21 protein-coding genes are annotated in these 17,116 nt (G+C 67.0%); 8 read left to right on the top strand and 13 right to left on the bottom strand.

What is annotated here, in order from left to right; all coding sequences use genetic code 11:
* Nucleotides 1–121 precede the first annotated feature (121 nt).
* The gene (locus AC3WL7_RS02815; protein WP_492749235.1) at nt 122–778 is read left to right on the top strand and encodes a TetR/AcrR family transcriptional regulator; all 657 of its coding nucleotides are present in this window, start codon (nt 122–124) and stop codon (nt 776–778) included.
* Here the strand turns inward: AC3WL7_RS02815 and AC3WL7_RS02820 are convergent.
* Nucleotides 775–1,206, bottom strand: coding sequence for a hypothetical protein (locus tag AC3WL7_RS02820; RefSeq protein ID WP_492749236.1), 432 nt, complete (start codon nt 1,204–1,206; stop codon nt 775–777). The genes AC3WL7_RS02815 and AC3WL7_RS02820 overlap by 4 nt on opposite strands.
* A gap of 178 nt (nt 1,207–1,384) precedes the next feature.
* On the opposite strand from AC3WL7_RS02820, the gene AC3WL7_RS02825 reads away from it, so the two are divergent.
* Nucleotides 1,385–2,311, top strand: coding sequence for a GAF domain-containing protein (locus AC3WL7_RS02825; protein ID WP_492749237.1), 927 nt, complete (start codon nt 1,385–1,387; stop codon nt 2,309–2,311).
* A gap of 13 nt (nt 2,312–2,324) precedes the next feature.
* Here AC3WL7_RS02825 and AC3WL7_RS02830 read toward each other — a convergent pair whose 3' ends face one another.
* From AC3WL7_RS02830 to AC3WL7_RS02840, 3 genes are all read right to left on the bottom strand, one after another.
* The gene (locus tag AC3WL7_RS02830) at nt 2,325–2,762 is read right to left on the bottom strand and encodes a hypothetical protein (protein ID WP_159095353.1); all 438 of its coding nucleotides are present in this window, start codon (nt 2,760–2,762) and stop codon (nt 2,325–2,327) included.
* Between the two features lie 32 nt (nt 2,763–2,794).
* Nucleotides 2,795–3,346, bottom strand: coding sequence for a cysteine hydrolase family protein (locus AC3WL7_RS02835; RefSeq protein ID WP_079221962.1), 552 nt, complete (start codon nt 3,344–3,346; stop codon nt 2,795–2,797).
* Between the two features lie 199 nt (nt 3,347–3,545).
* A complete protein-coding gene (locus tag AC3WL7_RS02840; protein ID WP_079221963.1) occupies nt 3,546–4,205 on the bottom strand; it encodes an NAD(P)H-binding protein in 660 nt (219 codons plus the stop codon).
* Nucleotides 4,206–4,663: 458 nt separating this feature from the next.
* On the opposite strand from AC3WL7_RS02840, the gene AC3WL7_RS02845 reads away from it, so the two are divergent.
* On the top strand, nt 4,664–5,065 hold the full coding sequence (locus tag AC3WL7_RS02845; RefSeq protein WP_492749238.1) for a response regulator: 402 nt from the start codon (nt 4,664–4,666) through the stop codon (nt 5,063–5,065).
* A gap of 29 nt (nt 5,066–5,094) precedes the next feature.
* On the top strand, nt 5,095–5,289 hold the full coding sequence (locus AC3WL7_RS02850; RefSeq protein WP_079221965.1) for a hypothetical protein: 195 nt from the start codon (nt 5,095–5,097) through the stop codon (nt 5,287–5,289).
* Nucleotides 5,290–5,305: 16 nt separating this feature from the next.
* Here the strand turns inward: AC3WL7_RS02850 and AC3WL7_RS02855 are convergent, their stop codons facing one another.
* The 3 genes from AC3WL7_RS02855 to AC3WL7_RS02865 form a co-directional block, all read right to left on the bottom strand.
* A complete protein-coding gene (locus AC3WL7_RS02855) occupies nt 5,306–5,635 on the bottom strand; it encodes a hypothetical protein (protein ID WP_200731686.1) in 330 nt (109 codons plus the stop codon).
* Nucleotides 5,632–6,795, bottom strand: coding sequence for a zinc-dependent alcohol dehydrogenase (locus tag AC3WL7_RS02860; protein ID WP_492749239.1), 1,164 nt, complete (start codon nt 6,793–6,795; stop codon nt 5,632–5,634). Before AC3WL7_RS02860 ends, AC3WL7_RS02855 begins: the two co-directional genes overlap by 4 nt.
* 99 nt (nt 6,796–6,894) lie before the next feature.
* Nucleotides 6,895–7,347: a DUF421 domain-containing protein gene (locus tag AC3WL7_RS02865; RefSeq protein WP_428992535.1), complete on the bottom strand. Its 453-nt coding sequence runs from the start codon at nt 7,345–7,347 to the stop codon at nt 6,895–6,897.
* Nucleotides 7,348–7,654: 307 nt separating this feature from the next.
* On the opposite strand from AC3WL7_RS02865, the gene AC3WL7_RS02870 reads away from it, so the two are divergent.
* From AC3WL7_RS02870 to AC3WL7_RS02880, 3 genes are read left to right on the top strand one after another with little or no spacing between them, the layout of a single operon-like run.
* Nucleotides 7,655–8,521, top strand: coding sequence for an SDR family oxidoreductase (locus AC3WL7_RS02870; protein ID WP_492749240.1), 867 nt, complete (start codon nt 7,655–7,657; stop codon nt 8,519–8,521).
* 30 nt (nt 8,522–8,551) lie between these two features.
* On the top strand, nt 8,552–9,448 hold the full coding sequence (locus AC3WL7_RS02875; protein WP_492749241.1) for an SDR family oxidoreductase: 897 nt from the start codon (nt 8,552–8,554) through the stop codon (nt 9,446–9,448).
* Nucleotides 9,445–11,262 carry a glycoside hydrolase family 15 protein gene (locus AC3WL7_RS02880; RefSeq protein ID WP_492749242.1) on the top strand — a complete coding sequence of 606 codons (1,818 nt, stop codon included), beginning with the start codon at nt 9,445–9,447 and terminating at the stop codon, nt 11,260–11,262. Before AC3WL7_RS02875 ends, AC3WL7_RS02880 begins: the two co-directional genes overlap by 4 nt.
* A gap of 19 nt (nt 11,263–11,281) precedes the next feature.
* On the opposite strand, the gene AC3WL7_RS02885 is transcribed toward AC3WL7_RS02880, so the two are convergent.
* The 6 genes from AC3WL7_RS02885 to AC3WL7_RS02910 form a co-directional block, all read right to left on the bottom strand.
* Entirely contained in the window at nt 11,282–11,971 is a 690-nt protein-coding gene (locus tag AC3WL7_RS02885; protein ID WP_492749243.1) for a glycosyltransferase family 2 protein, read from the bottom strand.
* Nucleotides 11,968–12,555: a class I SAM-dependent DNA methyltransferase gene (locus tag AC3WL7_RS02890; RefSeq protein ID WP_200731693.1), complete on the bottom strand. Its 588-nt coding sequence runs from the start codon at nt 12,553–12,555 to the stop codon at nt 11,968–11,970. The genes AC3WL7_RS02885 and AC3WL7_RS02890 overlap by 4 nt, the downstream gene beginning before the upstream one ends.
* Nucleotides 12,552–13,304, bottom strand: a complete 753-nt coding sequence (locus AC3WL7_RS02895; protein WP_492749244.1) for a PIG-L deacetylase family protein — start codon at nt 13,302–13,304, stop codon at nt 12,552–12,554. The genes AC3WL7_RS02890 and AC3WL7_RS02895 overlap by 4 nt, the downstream gene beginning before the upstream one ends.
* Nucleotides 13,292–14,230 (bottom strand): acyl-CoA dehydrogenase, encoded by a 939-nt coding sequence (locus AC3WL7_RS02900; RefSeq protein ID WP_492749245.1) that lies wholly within the window; start codon nt 14,228–14,230, stop codon nt 13,292–13,294. The genes AC3WL7_RS02895 and AC3WL7_RS02900 overlap by 13 nt, the downstream gene beginning before the upstream one ends.
* A 135-nt stretch (nt 14,231–14,365) precedes the next feature.
* Nucleotides 14,366–15,157 (bottom strand): exodeoxyribonuclease III, encoded by a 792-nt coding sequence (gene xth / locus AC3WL7_RS02905; protein WP_492749246.1) that lies wholly within the window; start codon nt 15,155–15,157, stop codon nt 14,366–14,368.
* A gap of 93 nt (nt 15,158–15,250) precedes the next feature.
* On the bottom strand, nt 15,251–16,147 hold the full coding sequence (locus AC3WL7_RS02910; RefSeq protein ID WP_492749247.1) for an SDR family oxidoreductase: 897 nt from the start codon (nt 16,145–16,147) through the stop codon (nt 15,251–15,253).
* A 102-nt stretch (nt 16,148–16,249) separates the two neighbouring features.
* On the opposite strand from AC3WL7_RS02910, the gene AC3WL7_RS02915 reads away from it, so the two are divergent.
* Nucleotides 16,250–17,092 (top strand): helix-turn-helix transcriptional regulator, encoded by an 843-nt coding sequence (locus tag AC3WL7_RS02915; protein ID WP_492749248.1) that lies wholly within the window; start codon nt 16,250–16,252, stop codon nt 17,090–17,092.
* The last annotated feature ends 24 nt before the right edge of the window (nt 17,093–17,116 follow it).

Here is a 17,116-nt window from a genome sequence, read left to right on the forward strand (position 1 = left end):
GCTGGGCCGATGCCTGGCTGGGAGCGGTGAGGCGCAATTGCTACGATCACGCCGCGCGCAGGTGGTGCGCGGCGTGGTGCGATTAATTATCATTACTATAAAATAAATGGTCAAGCGGCCTATGAAAGACAGCGAACAGGCGCCGACGCGCGGACGCCCGAAGAAGCTCAGTCATGCACGCATCGTCGAGGCCGGCATGGCCATGGGGCTGCGCGACCTGACCTTCGTCGGGCTTGCGGGGGCACTCGGGGTGACCCACATGACGCTCTACAACCACATCGCCAGCCTGGAGGCGCTGAAAGTCGCGGTGGCCGAAGCCATCTTCGAGCGCTGGCAGATGCCACCTGTCGAGCGGGGCGATGGGCAGGCGCTGCCGGACTACCTGATCGCCTTCATCGCTTCGCTGCGCGATCTGGTGATCGCACACCCCGGGCTGACCCCTTACCTGCTGCGCCGCTCGGTGGCGTCACCCACGATGAGTGCGCGCATCGCCGGGCACCAGAGCGAAGTTGCAGCGGCGTATGCCCTGCCGGTGGAGCAGGCACGCTGGCTGATGTCGACCGTGGCGTTCCATTGCATCGCCGTGGCCGACACGCTGTATGCCGGCGCGGGCAAGGACGCGGTGCCCGAAGGAACGCGCGCGCGCGACGCCAGCGAGGTCGACCGCGAGTTCGCCCAGGGCATGCATGCGTTGGCGCTGGGGGCGCTGCAGATCCTGCGCAGCGGCGTGGACCTGCAATCGCTGTCGCTGCCGCCGCCCGCGGCAAAGAGCGGCTAGCGCTCGCGGCAGCGCAGCCAGCCGCCCGCAGGGGCCGAGATCTGTTCCCACCCGTTGGGCAGCCGGCGGAAGGCCTGCCCGCCAATGCAGGCCGTGCCGGTGCGCTTGGACTCGGCCGAACCGAGCGCAGGCAGCACACCCACCTCGGCGGACGGACCGGGACGACCGGCCTGGCGCGCTTCGTTCTGCAGGATGCCGGCTTCAACGCTGGCGCAGTACGCCTTCATGCCGGGATGCGGGTGGTTCGGCCAGGCGTACTGCTCGCAGTTGAACGGCGTCGTGCTCTTGGCCATCGAGTTGTGCGCCGGCCGGGGTGCCGCGGGCAGCGGCCTGGGCGCAGGCCCTGTGGCCGAGCGGATCTGCTGTGCAGCCGCAGGCAACGCTGCAGCCAGCAGCCAACCCGACAGCAGCAAGGTGCGAACAACCATGGCGTGTCCTCGTTCCATGAGTGGGCAGTGCGAAGGCCCTGCGGCGTGACGCATCACGCTTCCGGCCGGTCCATGCCGACGATTCTGCCCGAAACCCGGGCCGCTGCGGGGGTGGTTCATCCATTGCACGCCGGCCTGTTCTAGCATGGACCACGTCCTTTGACTGCCCAGGATCACCATGACGGATCATTCTTCTGCCGCATTCACTGAAACCGAACGCCAGCACGCGCTGGATGCGCTGCACGTGGTCGGCAGCCTGCCCGAGCCGGCCTACGATGACATCGTGAAGGTGGCAGCCGCCGTCTGCGGCACGCCGATGGCGCTGGTGACCCTGATCGATCGTGACCGCCAATGGTTCAAGGCGCGCATCGGCGTGGAGGGCAGCGAAACCGACCGCGACGTGGCGGTCTGCGACCACGCGATCCGCCAGCCCGATCAGTTGCTGGAAGTGGGCGACCTGAAGCAGGACAGCCGCTTCGTCGACAACCCGGTGCTGAACGAGATGGGCGCGCGCTTCTATGCGGGCATGCCGCTGGTCACCCGCGAGGGCGCGGCGGTGGGCAGCGTCTGCGTGGTGGACCTGACGCCGCGTTCGCTCAGCGCCGAGCAGCGCGACGCCCTGCAGGCCCTGGCCCGGCTGACCATGACCCTGATGGAAGCGCGCAGCCGCGAACGCGAGCAGGAAGTGGCGACCATCCTCGAACAGAGCCCGCTGGTGGACGCCGCGCACGCCACCACCGGCACCGCCTGCACCGTGGTCATCCTCGAGCTGCAGGACCTGGCGGCCCTGGCCGAGCAGATGGGCGAGCGCAGCCTGGAGCGCCAGCTGCAGCAGCTGGACGTGGCGCTGGAACAGTGCCTGGATGCCACGCGCGGCGACAGCATCAACCGGGTCACCGGCAGCGGCGAGTTCATCGCAGTGCTGGGCAGCGACCAGGCCAGCGACACCCTCGCGGCGCTGCAGGCGGTGGCCGACGATGCCTCCTCGCGGCTGGCCCGGCCGCTGCTGCTGGGCGCCGCCGGTGGCACCGGCGAGGAAAGCACCAGTGCGGTGTTCCTGCGCGCCGACCGTGAGCTGAGCGCGCGCAAGGACGAGCAGCGCTGAGGCTGCGCAGGTCTCAGTCGAACCAGAGCATCGTGGCCGGCCCGCTGCAGTCTGCAGGCAGGGGGTCGGCCAGGCTGCCCGGCAATGCGGACAGTGCGCCGCTGCCAAAAGTATGCGTCGTGCCGAAGGCCACACCCTTGCCGGTTCGGGTGTAGCGCACGCCCACGGCCACGCCGTCCTTTCTTTCCAGCTCGAAGCCGTCCGGCCACAGCGCCAGAAGGCGCTGACCCGATCCAGTAACGAAGTAGACGCACGAGCCGATGGGCTCGATGGTGCCGATGGAAGCAGCGGTCAACCAGACCGTCGACGCTTCAGGCGTCAGCGTTACCGCCCGCAGCTGTGGCGCAGGATGGCGATCACCGCCCCCCGTTGTGCTGCAGCCTGCCACTGCGGACAGCAGCATCAGCACAAGGCTGTTGCGGAGTGTCCGTGTCTGGGTCATCGGTCCCATCTGCCCTCCTGGCTGACTTCGTTGACTGGAGCTTACCCTGCCGCGAACGTGCAGTCTGCGCTGGCGACGAGGCTGACAAACGCCCCGCGCAGCGTGGCGTTGTGATGCTCGACGATGGTCTGCGCCTCAAGCACGGCCGAATCGGTGGTGGTGTGCGCGTCGGCCACCAGCACGGCCGCAACGCCGAGGTCACGCGCGGCGCGGCAGGTGGTATCCACGCAGTAGTCGGTCTTCATGCCGACGATGACCAGTTCTTCGACGCCGGCCGCGGCCAGTCGCTCGACCAGGCCGGTCTCGAAGAAGCAGCTGGGCCGCGTCTTCTCGAACACGGTGTCGCGCGCCGGATCGATGGCGAGGCCAGCCAGCAGCTGCGACAGCGGGCTGTCGCTGGCAAGCGGCGAGCCTGCGGGGCCGACGTGGCGTGCGGCAAACACCGGGGCATCGGCGGCATGTGCGCGGTCGATCAGCGCATTGATGTTGACCAGGACTTCGTCAGCGCGGTAAGGGCGATGCGCGCCGTTGAACAGGCCGTGCTGCATGTCGATGACCAGCAGGCCGCGGCGGGGGATTCGGGATGGGCTCATGGTGTTTCTCCTGTGGGGTGGGCACGGACGGAGAAACAGAAGACCCCGTCCATGACTGGCGGGGTCCTGAGGGGCGGCGCTACATCACGTCACGTAACGACCTCACGACCTGCCAGGGGCAGTCGTGGTGGTAGTGACGGCGGCGGCGCGGAGGACCATGCGCCCGATGCTGCGTCAGCGCGTTGTCGTGGTCAAGCCCTCATGCCGGCGACAGCGCCTGCAGTGCATCGAACACCGGGGTTTCGCCCTCGGTGAGTTCGATGATGCAGCGGCGCAGCTGCGGGTGTTCGATCAATGCCAATAGCGTGGCAGCGACGTCGGCGCGGGCGATGTTGCCGTAGGGAATGGCGAGGCCGGCACGCACCCGGCCCGTGCCCGGTTCGTCGGTGAGCGTGCCCGGGCGCAGGATCACCCAGTCCAGCGGGCTTTCGGCCAGGTGCACGTCGGCACGCTTCTTCACCACCATGTAGTTCTCGAACGTATCCGACAGGTGCTTGCCACGACCGGCTTCCGGGAAGGCCGACACCAGCAGGAAGCGCGGCACGGCCGCGGCCTGTGCCGCGGCCACGGCCAGTTCCAGTCCGCGCCCATCGATGGCGTCGGTCATCGACGCGCCGCCCTTGCCACCGGCACCGGCCGAGAACACCACCACGTCGCAGCCTTTCATCAGCGCCGCCAGCGCGGCGACATCCAGCTGCAGCAGATCGCCCTGCACCGGGCCGGCGCCGAGGGCGGTGAGTTCGGCGGCCTGGTCCTGACCGCGATGCAGGGCCAGTACGCGATGGCCACGTGCGCTGGCCTGCTCGACAAGGGAACGGCCGACCTTGCCGGCTGCGCCGACGATGAATACCTGGCTCATGCTGGATCCTGTGAAGGGGGTGGTCCAGTGTGGCGCGCAGAAAACCAACACAGCGTGATCGCCCGCGATGGCTCCGGTAGATGCCAACCTTGGTTGGCCCCTGGCCCTACGGCCCACCAAGGTGGGCATCTACCAAGGCGGTTTCCGGTGACTGGACGGGCTTCGGTAGATGCCAACCTTGGTTGGCCCCCGGCCCTACGGCCCACCAAGGTGCGCATCTACCAAGGCGGCTCCCGGTGGCTGGACGCGCTTCGGTAGGTGCCAACCTTGACTGGCGCCCTGGCCCTACGGCCCACCAAGGTGGGCATCTACCAGGGCGGTTCACGTCCGCCCGCCGACTGCGACCCGCATCCATCGGGTCATGCGACCTTCGCGCCGCGCACACGGCAGCCAGCCGCTGGCTTGATGCCCGGAAGCGGAACATAGGGGCAACATGACAATACGAGCACGACCTGCGTATGCAGAAGTATGAAAATGAACAGACGCAGGAGCACTGCCTGTTATTGGTAGAGGATCAGCTGGATCTGGCTGAACTGGTTGAGGATGCGCTGTCCAACGAGGGGAACACCATCACGCACGCTGAAAGCGTATTCGAGGCACTCAGCCTGCTGCGCAACGAGCAGTTCGATGCCGCCATCCTTGATATCGAGCTCGGCGACGGCGTGGTGTTCCCGGTCGCTGACCGGCTGGCGGAGCTGGGCGTGCCCTTCCTGTTCGCCTCCGCCGTCTACGATCAGGTCGTGCCAGCCCGACACCAGAAAGCACGCTTCGTCGCCAAGCCGTTCCACATCCCGCAACTTCAGGAAGCAGTGAACCAGACGCTGGCCCAGAGCCGTGGCAGACAACCGTTACAGCGCTGAAACTGCACCCACCGCAAGGAATTCCTCCGATGAGCAAGCTACCGTTCAACCCCACGGGCGACGCCAGCGACCAGGACAAGGCGCATACGCCGGACAAGGTCCGTACCGACCAGAGCTGGAAGAAAGGCAAGGACATGCCGGAACAGAACGAGACGGCACATCCCGACGACTACGAGCGACCTGAGGTCGATCCGACGGGAGGTCGTCGAGGGTCGAAAGACTGAGCTGCCTCCCTCCCCTTCAAAGACCGTCGAACCAGCTCGCGTACGGCGTATTCTTTACCAGGTAGCGGTTGTAGTCCTTGCCACCATCTGTCCACCACACCGGGCCACGCTCGCCGAGACCTCGTTTAGCCGCATCCACCGCACGGCGTGCATTCCGCAGCGCCGCCGCTTCTCCGCTCCTCATCGCGGCCTGCACCGCGCGCCGCGCGTCCATGAGCGCCGCCACCCACCGCGCACGTTCGATGGCGGTGAGATTCGGATTGGTCGCGCGCCAGAGCCGCCCGCGCACCACGATGTAGCGCCTGTCAGGGGTCAGCGGCGTACCGCTCGCTGGGTCGCTTGTCACGGGGTCAGCACGATCTTCCGGCAGTCATCGTCCTTCGCATCGAACATGGCATAGCCCTGCGCGGCTTCGGCCAAGCTCATCCGGTGCGAAATGATGTTGCCGGGGTCCAGCTTGCCCTCCAGGATGGCGGTCAGCAGCTCGGGCATGAGGCCCTGCACATGGGTCTGCCCCATCTTGAAGGTCAGCCCCTTGTCGAATGCATCCCCCAGCAGGAAGCCATGGATGAAACCGGCGTAGACCCCGGGAATGCTGACCACCCCGCCGCGCCGGGCGGCGGCGATGCATTGGCGGATCGCCACGCCACTGCTGCCTTCGAGCTTGACCGCTGTCAGTGCGGTCTCAAGCGAACTACCCTCGGCCTCAAAGCCGACGGCTTCAATGCAGGCATCCACGCCCCGGCCGCTGGTCTGGCTGATGATGTAATCCGCCGGATCGTCCACCTTGCCGAAATCGATGGGCGTGACGCCATAGGTGCGTTGCGCGAAGTCCAGGCGATACGGCAGATGGTCCACCATGAAGATGGTTTCCGCACCCAGCAGGCGGCAGCACGCGGCGCTCATCAAACCGACCGGTCCGGCACCGAAGATCGCAACCGTCGAGCCCGCCTTCACCCCTGCATTCAGCGCGGCCTGATAGCCCGTCGGCAGAATATCGGACAGGAACAGCACCTGCTCGTCGGCCACCCCATCCGGAATCCGCAGGGGACCGACATTGGCCTTGGGCACACGCACGAATTCTGCCTGGCCGCCAGCGACCCCGCCGTAGAGGTGGCTGTATCCGAACAATGCGGCTGGTGGCATCAATCCCTTCGCATTGAGCGCCGCGCCTTTGCCTGGGTTGGTGGTTTCGCACGCGGCATACTCCGCCAACTGGCAGTGGAAACACTCGCCACAGGCAATCACGAACGGTATGACCACCCGGTCGCCGGGGCGCACCTGGGTTACGCCCCTGCCAACCTCTTCCACAATGCCCATGAACTCGTGGCCCAGCACATCGCCGGTGTGCAGATCCGGGATCTTCCCCCGGTACAGGTGCAGGTCCGAGCCACAGATGGCGGTGGCGGTGACACGCAGGATGATGTCGTCTTCTGCGGCAAGTACCGGGTCGGGGACGGTCTCAACGCGGACATCCTTACGGCCGTGATAGGTCAGCGCCTGCATCGTCGTTCTCCTGCCGTTGGGGACTGCAGGGTTGCATGGGCACGGCTGTGCCCACGGTGACCTTGTCGTGTGCGGCGTGTGGATTCCACTGTTGCAGCTTCATCGGCCTTCGGCATCCACGGTGATCTCTCCCGAGGTTTCCAGCATGGCCAGTTCGATCTGGTGATGGCCATCGCAGCCTGCCTTGCGCATGGCCACGTCCAGGTCCTCCGGCGCCACATTGCAACGGCGCAATTGCTCCCAGAACACCTTGCCGTTGCGCACCAGCACCACCGGCGCGCCCTCGACCCAGCGATGCAGGCGCCGGCTGCGCGCGGTCACGAAACCGACCAGCCAGTTCAGACCCAGCAACGTGGCGGCAAGGATGAGTCCGCCAAGCAGCGAGGTGTCCTCACCGATCAGCGAGTTCTGCACCGCCGTACCCAGCAGGACGATCACCAGCATATCGAACGGTGCGGACTGCCCGATCGATCGTTTGCCACTGAGCCGCGTCAACAGCAGCACCACCACGTAAACGGCGGTGGCCCGTAGTACGAACTCAAACCACGGCATGCCCAGCTCGAACAGATCGGTCACGGTCTTCTCCCTGCATGGCCTGCCCGGAGGGATACAGAACAGGTCGTCCACGCTGCGTGACTCTGTCTACGCGACCTGCTATAGCGGGTGCAGGGCCCATTGGCCCAACGACAGCCCCTTGCGAACGCGCCTGGATTCGCGCCAGGCCGCGAACAGCATCATGACCACCATCGCGCACCCGCTGTGACCCACGCCGTGCACGCCGTGCCGACATTGCTGGGCCACGGCGTTTACTGCGGGGTGCCCACACTGGCCGCTCCCTTCCTCCATAGACGACGCACGCATGCCAGTCCCCAACTACCCGAAGCCGCCATTCAAGGCGCAGCAACAGTCCTTCCCTGGCAAGACCAGCAAACTTGACCCGAAACCGGACCACGGTGAACAGAGCTACAAGGGTCACCGCCAGCTTGAGGGCAAGAAGGCACTCATCACCGGTGGCGACAGCGGCATCGGCGCAGCCGTGGCCATTGCCTATGCACGCGAAGGTGCGGATGTGGCGATCGCCTTCCTGGAAAGCGAAAAGGACGATGCTGCCGCCATCGGCAAGCTCATCCAGGAGGCCGGCCAGAAGGCGGTACTGATCCCCTGCGATATCAGCGACGAGGCGCAGGCCGAACAGTTGATCCAGCGCGTCGTGCATGAGCTGGGCGGCCTGGACATCCTGGTCAACAACGCCGCCTACCAGCGCTACTACGAGTCGTTTGACGAGATCACCATGGACGACTGGCGCAAGACGTTCGATACCAATGTCCATGCGCTGTTCAACCTGACCCGCCTCAGCGTTCCGCACCTGAAGGGCGGCGGCTCGGTCATCAACACCGCATCGGTGAACTCGAAGAAGCCGACGCCGAACATCCTGCCGTACTCCACCACCAAGGGTGCGGTCGCCAACCTCACCATCGGCTTGGCAGGACTGCTGGCCGAGAAGGGCATCCGGGTCAACGCGGTCCTGCCGGGCCCGATCTGGACGCCGTTCATTCCCGCCGGCATGGCCGCGGACAAGGTCGAAAACTTCGGCAGCCAGACCCCGTTCGGTCGCCCTGGCCAGCCCGCCGAGCTTGCGTCCGCCTACGTGATGCTGGCCGCGGACAGTGCCAGCTATACGTCGGGCGCGCTGCTCACCATCTCCGGTGGCGCCGTCACCCTGTAACCCGCTATCTACCTCCCCCAAGGAAACCCCATGACCCGCAACCAGTACGACATGCAGAACCCCCTCACCCAATTCCCGCAACCGACCTACCCGGCCCAGGTGCAGACGCCACCGGGTACGGTGCACGAATTGAATCCCAAGGCAGATCACGGCGAGAAGAGCTACGTCGGCCTGGGGCGGATGAAAGGGCGCAAAGCGCTGATCACCGGCGCTGACTCCGGGATCGGCCGCGCGGTGGCCATCGCCTTCGCGCGGGAAGGTGCGGATGTCGCGCTCAACTATCTGCCCGAGGAAGAGAAGGACGCGGCGGAAGTCGTCGCCCTGATCAACGCGGAAGGCCTCAAGGCCATTGCCCTGCCCGGCGATCTGCAGGACGAGGCGTTCTGCCGGGACCTGGTGAAGCAGGCCGTGGACGGGCTGGGCGGACTGGATGTGCTGGCGAACATCGCTGGCAAGCAGCTGGCCGTCGAGAAGATAGAGGATCTGGACACCGAGCAGTTCGAGGCGACATTCCGCACCAACGTGCACGCGCTGTTCTGGGTGTGCAAGGCCGCCCTGCCCCATTTACCCGCCGGCGCGACGATCATCAACACCGCTTCCATCCAGGCCTACCAGCCCTCGCCGAACCTGCTCGACTACGCGCCCACCAAGGCCGCCATCGTCAACTTCACCAAGTCGCTGGCGCGGCAGGTGGCCGAGCGTGGCATCCGCGTCAATGCGGTTGCGCCGGGCCCGATCTGGACACCGCTGCAGCCCGCAGGTGGCCAGCCGCCGGAGGCGATCCCCGATTTCGGTTCGCAGACACCGTTGAAGCGCGCGGGCCAGCCGGTAGAGATGGCATCCGCCTACGTTCTGCTGGCCACCCAGGAATCCAGCTACATCACCGGTGAGGTGATCGGCGCCACTGGCGGCATGCTGCTGCCGTGAGCCAGGACGCAGTGGAAGGAGTGAGCATCGCGCGTGACCCTCAAGGTCACGCGCTGATCAACGCCTACGCGGCCATCGGTGACGGGCGGTCTGCCGCACTGATCGCGCCCGATGGCAGCATCGACTGGTGGTGCGCACCCTGCCTGGATGCGCCGCCCCTGTTTGATCGCTTGCTGGATGCGGCTGACGGCGGGCGTTTCGTGCTGCAGGCGCGCAACATCGAGAACGTCTCCCGCCGCTACCGGCCGGACAGCAATGTACTGGAAACCGAGGTGCGCACCGTGTCGGGCCGTGCCCTGGTGACCGAATCGCTGAACAGCGGGCCGGCCGGACGCCTGCCGTGGTCAGAACTGGCGCGCCGCATCGAAGGACTCGACGGAGAGGTGACCTTCGATCTGCACTATCTTCCGGGTACCCGCGCCGGCAGCTGCACGCCCTGGATGAGCGACACGCCCAACGGCTGCGTGCACCATGTCGGCCCGGTGATGACCATGCTGCGCTATCCCGAGCAGACCCGCATCGAGCAGTGTGATGACCGCGAGGTGAGGGGCAGCATCCAGGTTGCACCGGGCGAGCGGGCGATCATTGCCCTGCTGGCCTCGCAGGACGAAGTGCTGCCGGTACCGCCCTTGCAGGACATCGATACCCGCATCGACCGTTCCGACCGTGAATGGCGGCAATGGGTTGCCGATCTGCATTGTGAGAGCCGCCAGCGCAGCGAGGTCTTGTGTTCGGCGCTGGCGCTGAAGTTCCTCTGGTTTGCTCCCACCGGGGCGATCGCCGCAGCGGTGAGTGCCTCTCTGCCCGAACGCCTGGGGGGCGACAAGAACTGGGACTACCGATATGCCTGGGTGCGCGATGCCGCCTATGTGATCAAGGCGTTCCTGCGCGTAGGCGCCCTGCCCGACGCGAAGGCGGGTTTCAGCTGGCTGATGACCACCATCGGCCGCCACCGTCCAGGCATTCCACCGTGCTACACCCTGCGCGGAGAGCGTGTGGAGCAGGAGCGTTACATCGACATCCCGGGCTACCAGGGCAGCCAACCGGTGCGGGTCGGCAACACCGCAACCGACCAGCTGCAGACCTGTGTCTACGGCGATGTGCTGGAGATGGCCAGCCGGATGATCGAGGCCGGACACATCCTGGATCCCGCCACCGCGCGCCTGCTGTTCGAGCTGGCAGACGAATGCGCCGACCAATGGATGCGCAAGGACTGCGGATTCTGGGAACTGGAGGAGCTGCAGCACTACACCATGTCCAAAGTGGAATGCTGGATGGCCCTTCGACGCGCTTGCGATCTCGCTGAAAAGGGCCACATCACCCGCGCGCGTCTGCCACGCTGGCAGCGCGAGAAAGAGCGCATCCTGGACTGGATCGATACGCACTGCTGGGATGAGAGCAAGCAGGCATACGTGATGCACGCCGGCAGTGACCGGCTGGATGCCAGCCTGATGCTGGCCTCGCGATTCGGCCTCGCCGAGGTACGGCGGGAGCGCTTCATCGCTACCCGTGACGCCATGCGACGCGAGCTGTGCGATGCCAGCGGCGATCTGTTGTGGCGCTACAGCGGCATGCAGGATTGCGAAGGCACCTTCATCAGCTGCGCGTTCTGGATGGTGGAGGCGTATGGCTTGCTCGGCGAGCGGGACGAGGCCGAGCGCCTGTTCCATTCACTACTGGGGCGGGTGCGCAACGATGTCGGGCTGATGCCGGAAATGTGGGACCCGCTCACTGGACAGGGTCTGGGCAACACACCGCAGGGCCTGAGTCATCTGGCGCTGATCCATGCCGCGTTTGCGGTGGACGGCCACTAGATCTGCGCTGAAGGACTCCTCAGCTGGCCAAGGCCAGCTGAGGAGTCGGCAACGCCTCAACGGCAGCCAGGCTTGCCAGATGATCCGCAAAGCCACCGACGGCGCGGCCTGACAACCGGCTACTGGTGGTCACCACAGGCGCGCTGGCCCAACGGATCGACGCGCCAGCCGCCTCCAATCGACGCACCAGGTCCACATCTTCGGAGCATCGCTTCGCCGCGAATCCGCCCGCCCGCCGGTAGGCAGAGGCCGAGACCCCGAGGTTGGCCCCGTGCACGCGACCATGCCCCTCATCCCAGCGCTCGCTGCGCTGGAAGCAGCTGCGCAACCACGCCTGCTGCGGCGCCAGCTCGCCAAGATCGACGACGCCACAGAACACGTCGGTGCCTGCGGCGCGCTGGGCCACCAGCCAATCGGCCGGGACTTCGCTGTCTGCATCGGTGCTGGCCAGCCATGTGGCGCCGCGCTCGATAAGCACACCCGCCGCGGCCGCGCGCGCAGCGCCGACGCAGCGTGCCTGCAGGCTGAGGATTTCCGCGGCCATCCCTGCACAGACCTCAGCGCTGCCATCCGTGCAGGCATCCAGGGCAACGATGATCTGCACCGGCTCGCCAGCCAACCCGGGATGCGCTGCGGCAATGGCCAGCGAGCGCAGGCACGCCGGAAGGTGCTCGGCTTCGTTGTGTGCCGGCACCAGCACGCCGATCATCTCAGCCCCTCGTTGCTGGCCAGCGAAAGCGGTGCTCGGGTCCAGCCCTGCAGGATGAAGTCGCTGTCGCGGTAGCAGAAGGCCTCCTGCAGGCCATGCCCCAATCGCTCATGCACCAGCGCGCTGCGGGTGGCCCGGCCCGGGAACGACGGCAGCCAATGGCAGGCTACCAGCAGGCCGTCGTCCTTCATCGCGGCGTGCAGCCCATCGCGCAGTTCGACCAGCGCATCTGGGCCGAGGTAGTAACCCATCTCGCCGCAGACGATGAGATCGAATCGACCGGCCGGCCACTGCTGCGGATGCTGCGCGCAATGCACCTGCACATGCGGTAGATGCGCCAGCCCGCGGCGCGCCTGGAAAGCGGCGCGCGGACTGATGTCGGTGGCCAGCAGGCGCTCGCAGCGGCCGGCCAGGCGCTCTGTGAGCACCCCGTTGGAGCAGCCCAGCTCCCAGCCGCGTTGGAAGGTGGGCTGGGTAAGACTGGCCATCAGCAGGTCGCGCTTACGCTCTTCGTACCAGCGGGTGCGGTAGCCGAAGGGATCGTCATTGGCGTGGATTTCGTCAAAGTAAGGCTGGGCGCTCATGCAAAGTAGACCTCGTGGGTACGGTAGAAGCGGGTGAGCACGTGGGCCGGAAGGATGGGCTCGGCCTGCAGCCGTGGCACGTCACCGGTCTGGGTGCGGAACTGGGCGATGGCCTCGCGCTTGCGCGCGGCGACAGCGGAAATATCGAGCAGGCGTGGCGATTCCCAGGCCATGTGGGCGCAACCGGGGTCCAGCCAGTGCCAGCCCCACACCGGATACTCCAGGCGCTGGCATCCGGCCGAACGCGCGGCACGCCAGGCAGCACGGCCCGCGGCTTCATGGTCGGGGTGGCCATCGAAGCGCCACGGTGCCAGTACCAGGTCGTCCTCGCGCAGCGTCTGCCACAACCAATCTTCCAGGCCCGTTTCGTGATTGCTGACCCCGCCGTCGGCAATGCCAAGGTGGACGATGGACGCAGCATCGATGGCCAGTGCGCCAAGGGCGTCGCGCAGTTCCTCGCGGCGTGCCTGGCGCAGGCGCTGCGGTGTCCACCAGGCTTCGCCCGGATAGCAGGCCTCGCCATCGGTTACCGCCACCACCTGCACCGGCACGCCAATGGCTGCCGCCGCACACAGCAAACCGCCACAGGCCAGTACCTCGTCATCCGGATGCGGCGCGACCACCACGATGCGCCCTGCCCCGGCAACGAGTTCAGCCAAAGGCGTCTCGGGCTGCTGCCAGAGCCAGTCGCAGTGCTCCCATGCGCGTTCGTCAGAGCCTTGGCCGTGGATGGTGGCTACAGCGCCCATGGCATCACCTGCCGGGCGCACTGTTCGCCCAGCCATTCCCAATCCTTGTCGGCGTGGCTCTGCCGCATGAACACGGTCAGATCGGCCCAGCGGCGCGCATGGGCATCTTCCATGCACATCGGCGCCGGGCCAAGCGCGCGGCCGGCCAGGTCCAGTACCTGCGTGGCGGCGCGTTCGACCACGCTGCGCACGCGCACGACCTGCACCCGGTGGGTAAGCTGTGGCGCTGCATCGATGGCATGGGCCAGTTCGCGCAGCAGTGCCGCTGCCGGGGCCAGCGCGAGGTCAGCCTTGCCCAGCAGGCGTGCACGCAGGCCCTCACTGCAGGCGTGCTGCATGCGCTCGGCCAGCGCGGTCGCCGCACCGAACCAGACCGCGGCGATGCCAGCCCCCCCGTGCCAGAAGCCGGGACGTTCCAGGTAAGCGTTGACGGGCCCGACCGCTTCGGCCTCAGCGTCGTCGAAGCGCACCGTGGTGGAGGGTACGCCGGCCATGCCGGCGGCCGGCCAAGGCTCGCTCTCCATGCAGTGCCACTGCGACGCGTCCACCTTGTACAACTGGACACCCGACTCACCGCGCACGGTCACCAAGGCGGTGTCGACCAGATTGCTTCCGGAACACCAGGGCTTGTCACCGCGCAGGCGTCCCGTGTGCTCGGCCCGCAGCGTACTGGCGGGGCCTTCAGCCGCCCACACCGCCAGCAGTTGCTCTGCTGGGACGGGCACGCGTAGTTCATGCAGGATCGCCACTGCATCGTGATGCGCCTCAAGCACCTTGGCCAGACACAGATCCTCATGGCCCAGAGCAGCCAGCGCCCGCCAGCGCTCCAGTGTGCGGCCCTGGCCCGGAAGTGGAAGATCAGGCACCTGCAGCAGGCGTTGCCGGGCAAGGTTGGACAACGGGGGAGGCAGCACAGGAGCGAGCATTTCGTGTCAATCGCAAGGGACAGAACTGCAACGTAGGCGCTGCCCGATCACATGGCTGTCTTGCCGGCGTGTCCAATGGATGAATGCTTTGGCAGTGCATCCTCACGCCCAGCGCCTACAGCCACGATGAAGGATTCAGATGCTGACGGTGAGCCACGTCGGCGCGTGATCGCTGGCTTTCTCCTGCAGCCGCACCCAGCGGTCGACGCCTGCGTCCTGCAGGCGCGGCGCCAATGCGGGGTTGAGCAGCAGGTGATCGATGCGCAGGCCGCGGTCGCGCTCGGCGTGCTGGCGGAAGTAATCCCAGAAGGTGTAGATGACTGTTTCCCCGTGTATTTCGCGCAGCGCATCGCGCCAGCCCTGCGCGAGCAGCTGCTCGAATGCCTCGCGGACGTCGGGCTGGAACAGCGCGTCACGCTTCCAGGCCTTGGGGTCATACACGTCCAGCTCGGTGGGGATGACATTGAAGTCGCCCATCAGCACCGCCGGGTGGGGCAGATCGACCAGCGAGCGGGCATGGCGCAGCAGCCGCTGCATCCAGCGCAGCTTGTAATCGAACTTCGGGCCAGGCTGCGGATTGCCGTTGGGCAGATACAGCGCGCCAACGACGATGCCATGCACGGCCGCTTCCAGATAGCGGCTCTGGCTGTCCTTGGGATCCCCCGGCAGCCGGCGACGGCTTTCGATCGGCACCGCATCCCGCGCCAGCAGTGCAACGCCGTTCCAGCGCGCCTCGCCGCACCAGATCGCGCCATAGCCCGCCTGCTCCAGCTCGGCTGCCGGGAAGGCAGCATCGGTGGCTTTCAGCTCCTGCAGGGCCACCACATCGGGCGCTTCGCGGTCCAGCCATGCCAGCAGATGCGGCAGGCGCGGGCCGATGCCGTTGACGTTGAAGGTGGCGATGCGCAGCGTCTTCCGGCGTGGCATGAAGGGTGACCCCGGCAACCCCGTGCGGGGATCGATGGCCTGCAGTATCCGCGCCTGCGGATGCAAGCGCGGTGCAGGGCCATTCATCCGTAGTCAGCGCCCCTCGCGATACTCCATGTCCTGCAGATCCTGCAGCAGCGTCGGGCCGATCGGCTGCCAGCCAAGGCGCTGCCGCGTCAGTGCACTCGATGCCGGCAGGTCCATGCCGGCGAACAGGCCAAACCAGCCGAACATCGCGGCCGCGTCTTCCGCAGCGATGCTGCGCACCGGCACGCCCAGCCCCGCGCCCACCACCTCGGCAATGCGGCGGGCACTGATGCCCTCCTCGGCCACGGCGTGGTAGCGCTCACCGGCCTGGCCGCGCTCCAGGGCCAGGACGTAGGCACGGGCCACATCATCCACATGGGCCGCGGACCAGCGGTTGCCGCCCTCGCCCACGTAAGCGGCCACCGCCTGCGTGCGCGCGATGTCGATGAAGTAGCTGATCAGGCCTTGGCGGAAGGCATCATGCACCTGCGGCAGGCGCATCACCCGCACGTCGATGCCCGCGTCGAGCAGCGCGTTGCCCGCGCGTTCGGAGGCGATGCGCGGGTTGCCATGGCCAGGATTGAATACGGTTTCCAGCGCCGGCTGGCCGGGCGCGGCCTCCCCCATGCCGACGCCGGAGGTGATCAGCAGCGGGCGCGGCGAGCCCTTCAGTACCTCGCCCAGTGCGCCGATCACGGCCGCGTCCTGCTCGCAGTTGGCGGCGAAGCGGCTGAAATCGTGGTCGAACGCGGTGTGGATCACCGCATCGGCTGCCGCCGCGCCTGTGCGCAGGCTGGCCAGGTCGCCCAGCTCGCCACGCTGCACGTGGGCGCCTGCGGCACGCAGGGCCTCCGCGCCCGCTTCCGAGCGGGTCAGGCCGATGACCTCATGGCCTGCCGCCTGCAACTGCTCGCATACGCGGCGGCCAATGAAGCCGGTGGCGCCGGTCAGGAATACACGCATGGGATGCTGCTCCGCTGGAAAGTGGGACCAGTATCCGGCTCAGCGCATCCTGTTAAAGTAGTGACGTTATACGGGTATAGCGACTGACAGGCAGGGACCGGCATGAACCAGCACTCGCTCGGAGAATTCCTCAAGAGCCGCCGCGCACGGCTGGATCCGGCCAGCTTCGGTTTCGCCATCGGCCGCCGACGCACGCCAGGCCTGCGTCGCGAGGAAGTGGCGCAACGGGCCAGCATCAGCCCGACCTGGTACACCTGGCTGGAACAGGGCCGCGGCGGCGCGCCGTCGGCCGAGGTGCTGGACCGCATCGCCGCTGCCCTGCGCCTGACCGATGCAGAACGCGAACACGTCTACATGCTGGGGCTGGGCCGCCCGCCGGAAGTGAAGTACCGCAGCGGCGACAGCATCTCGCCGCGCCTGCAGCGGGTGTTGGACGCCCTGCCCTACAGCCCGGCGTTGATCCGTACCCCGACCTGGGACGTGGTCGCCTGGAACCACGCCGCCACGGTACTGCTGACCGACTACGCGCAGGTACCGCCCAGCGAGCGCAACATCCTGCGCTTCATCTTCAGCAACAGCCGAGTACGCGCGGCGCAGGAGGATTGGAGCAGCGTTGCACGCTTCGTGGTGGCATCGCTGCGGGCCGACGCGATCCGCGCCGGTGCCGAGGCGGAGGTGGCTCAGCTGGCGGCCGAGCTTTCGGCCAGCAGCCCCGAGTTTGCGGCGCTCTGGCGCAGCAACGATGTGGCCAGCGAAGGCGATGGCAGCAAGCGGCTCAAGCACCCGGAGCTGGGCCCACTGGAGCTGGAATTCTCGACGTTCTCGGTGGAGGCACGCCCGGACCTGTCGATGATCGTCTACACCGCCGGCAACGCGGCCACGCTGCAGCGGATCGCGGCGTTCATCGAGGCGCGGCGCACCCCGCCGCCGCCTGTGGGAAAATGACGGGCAGCTTCCCCCGTTGGTTGT

It is taken from the genome of Stenotrophomonas sp. FW305-3-2-15-E-LB1 (genome assembly GCF_058787375.1).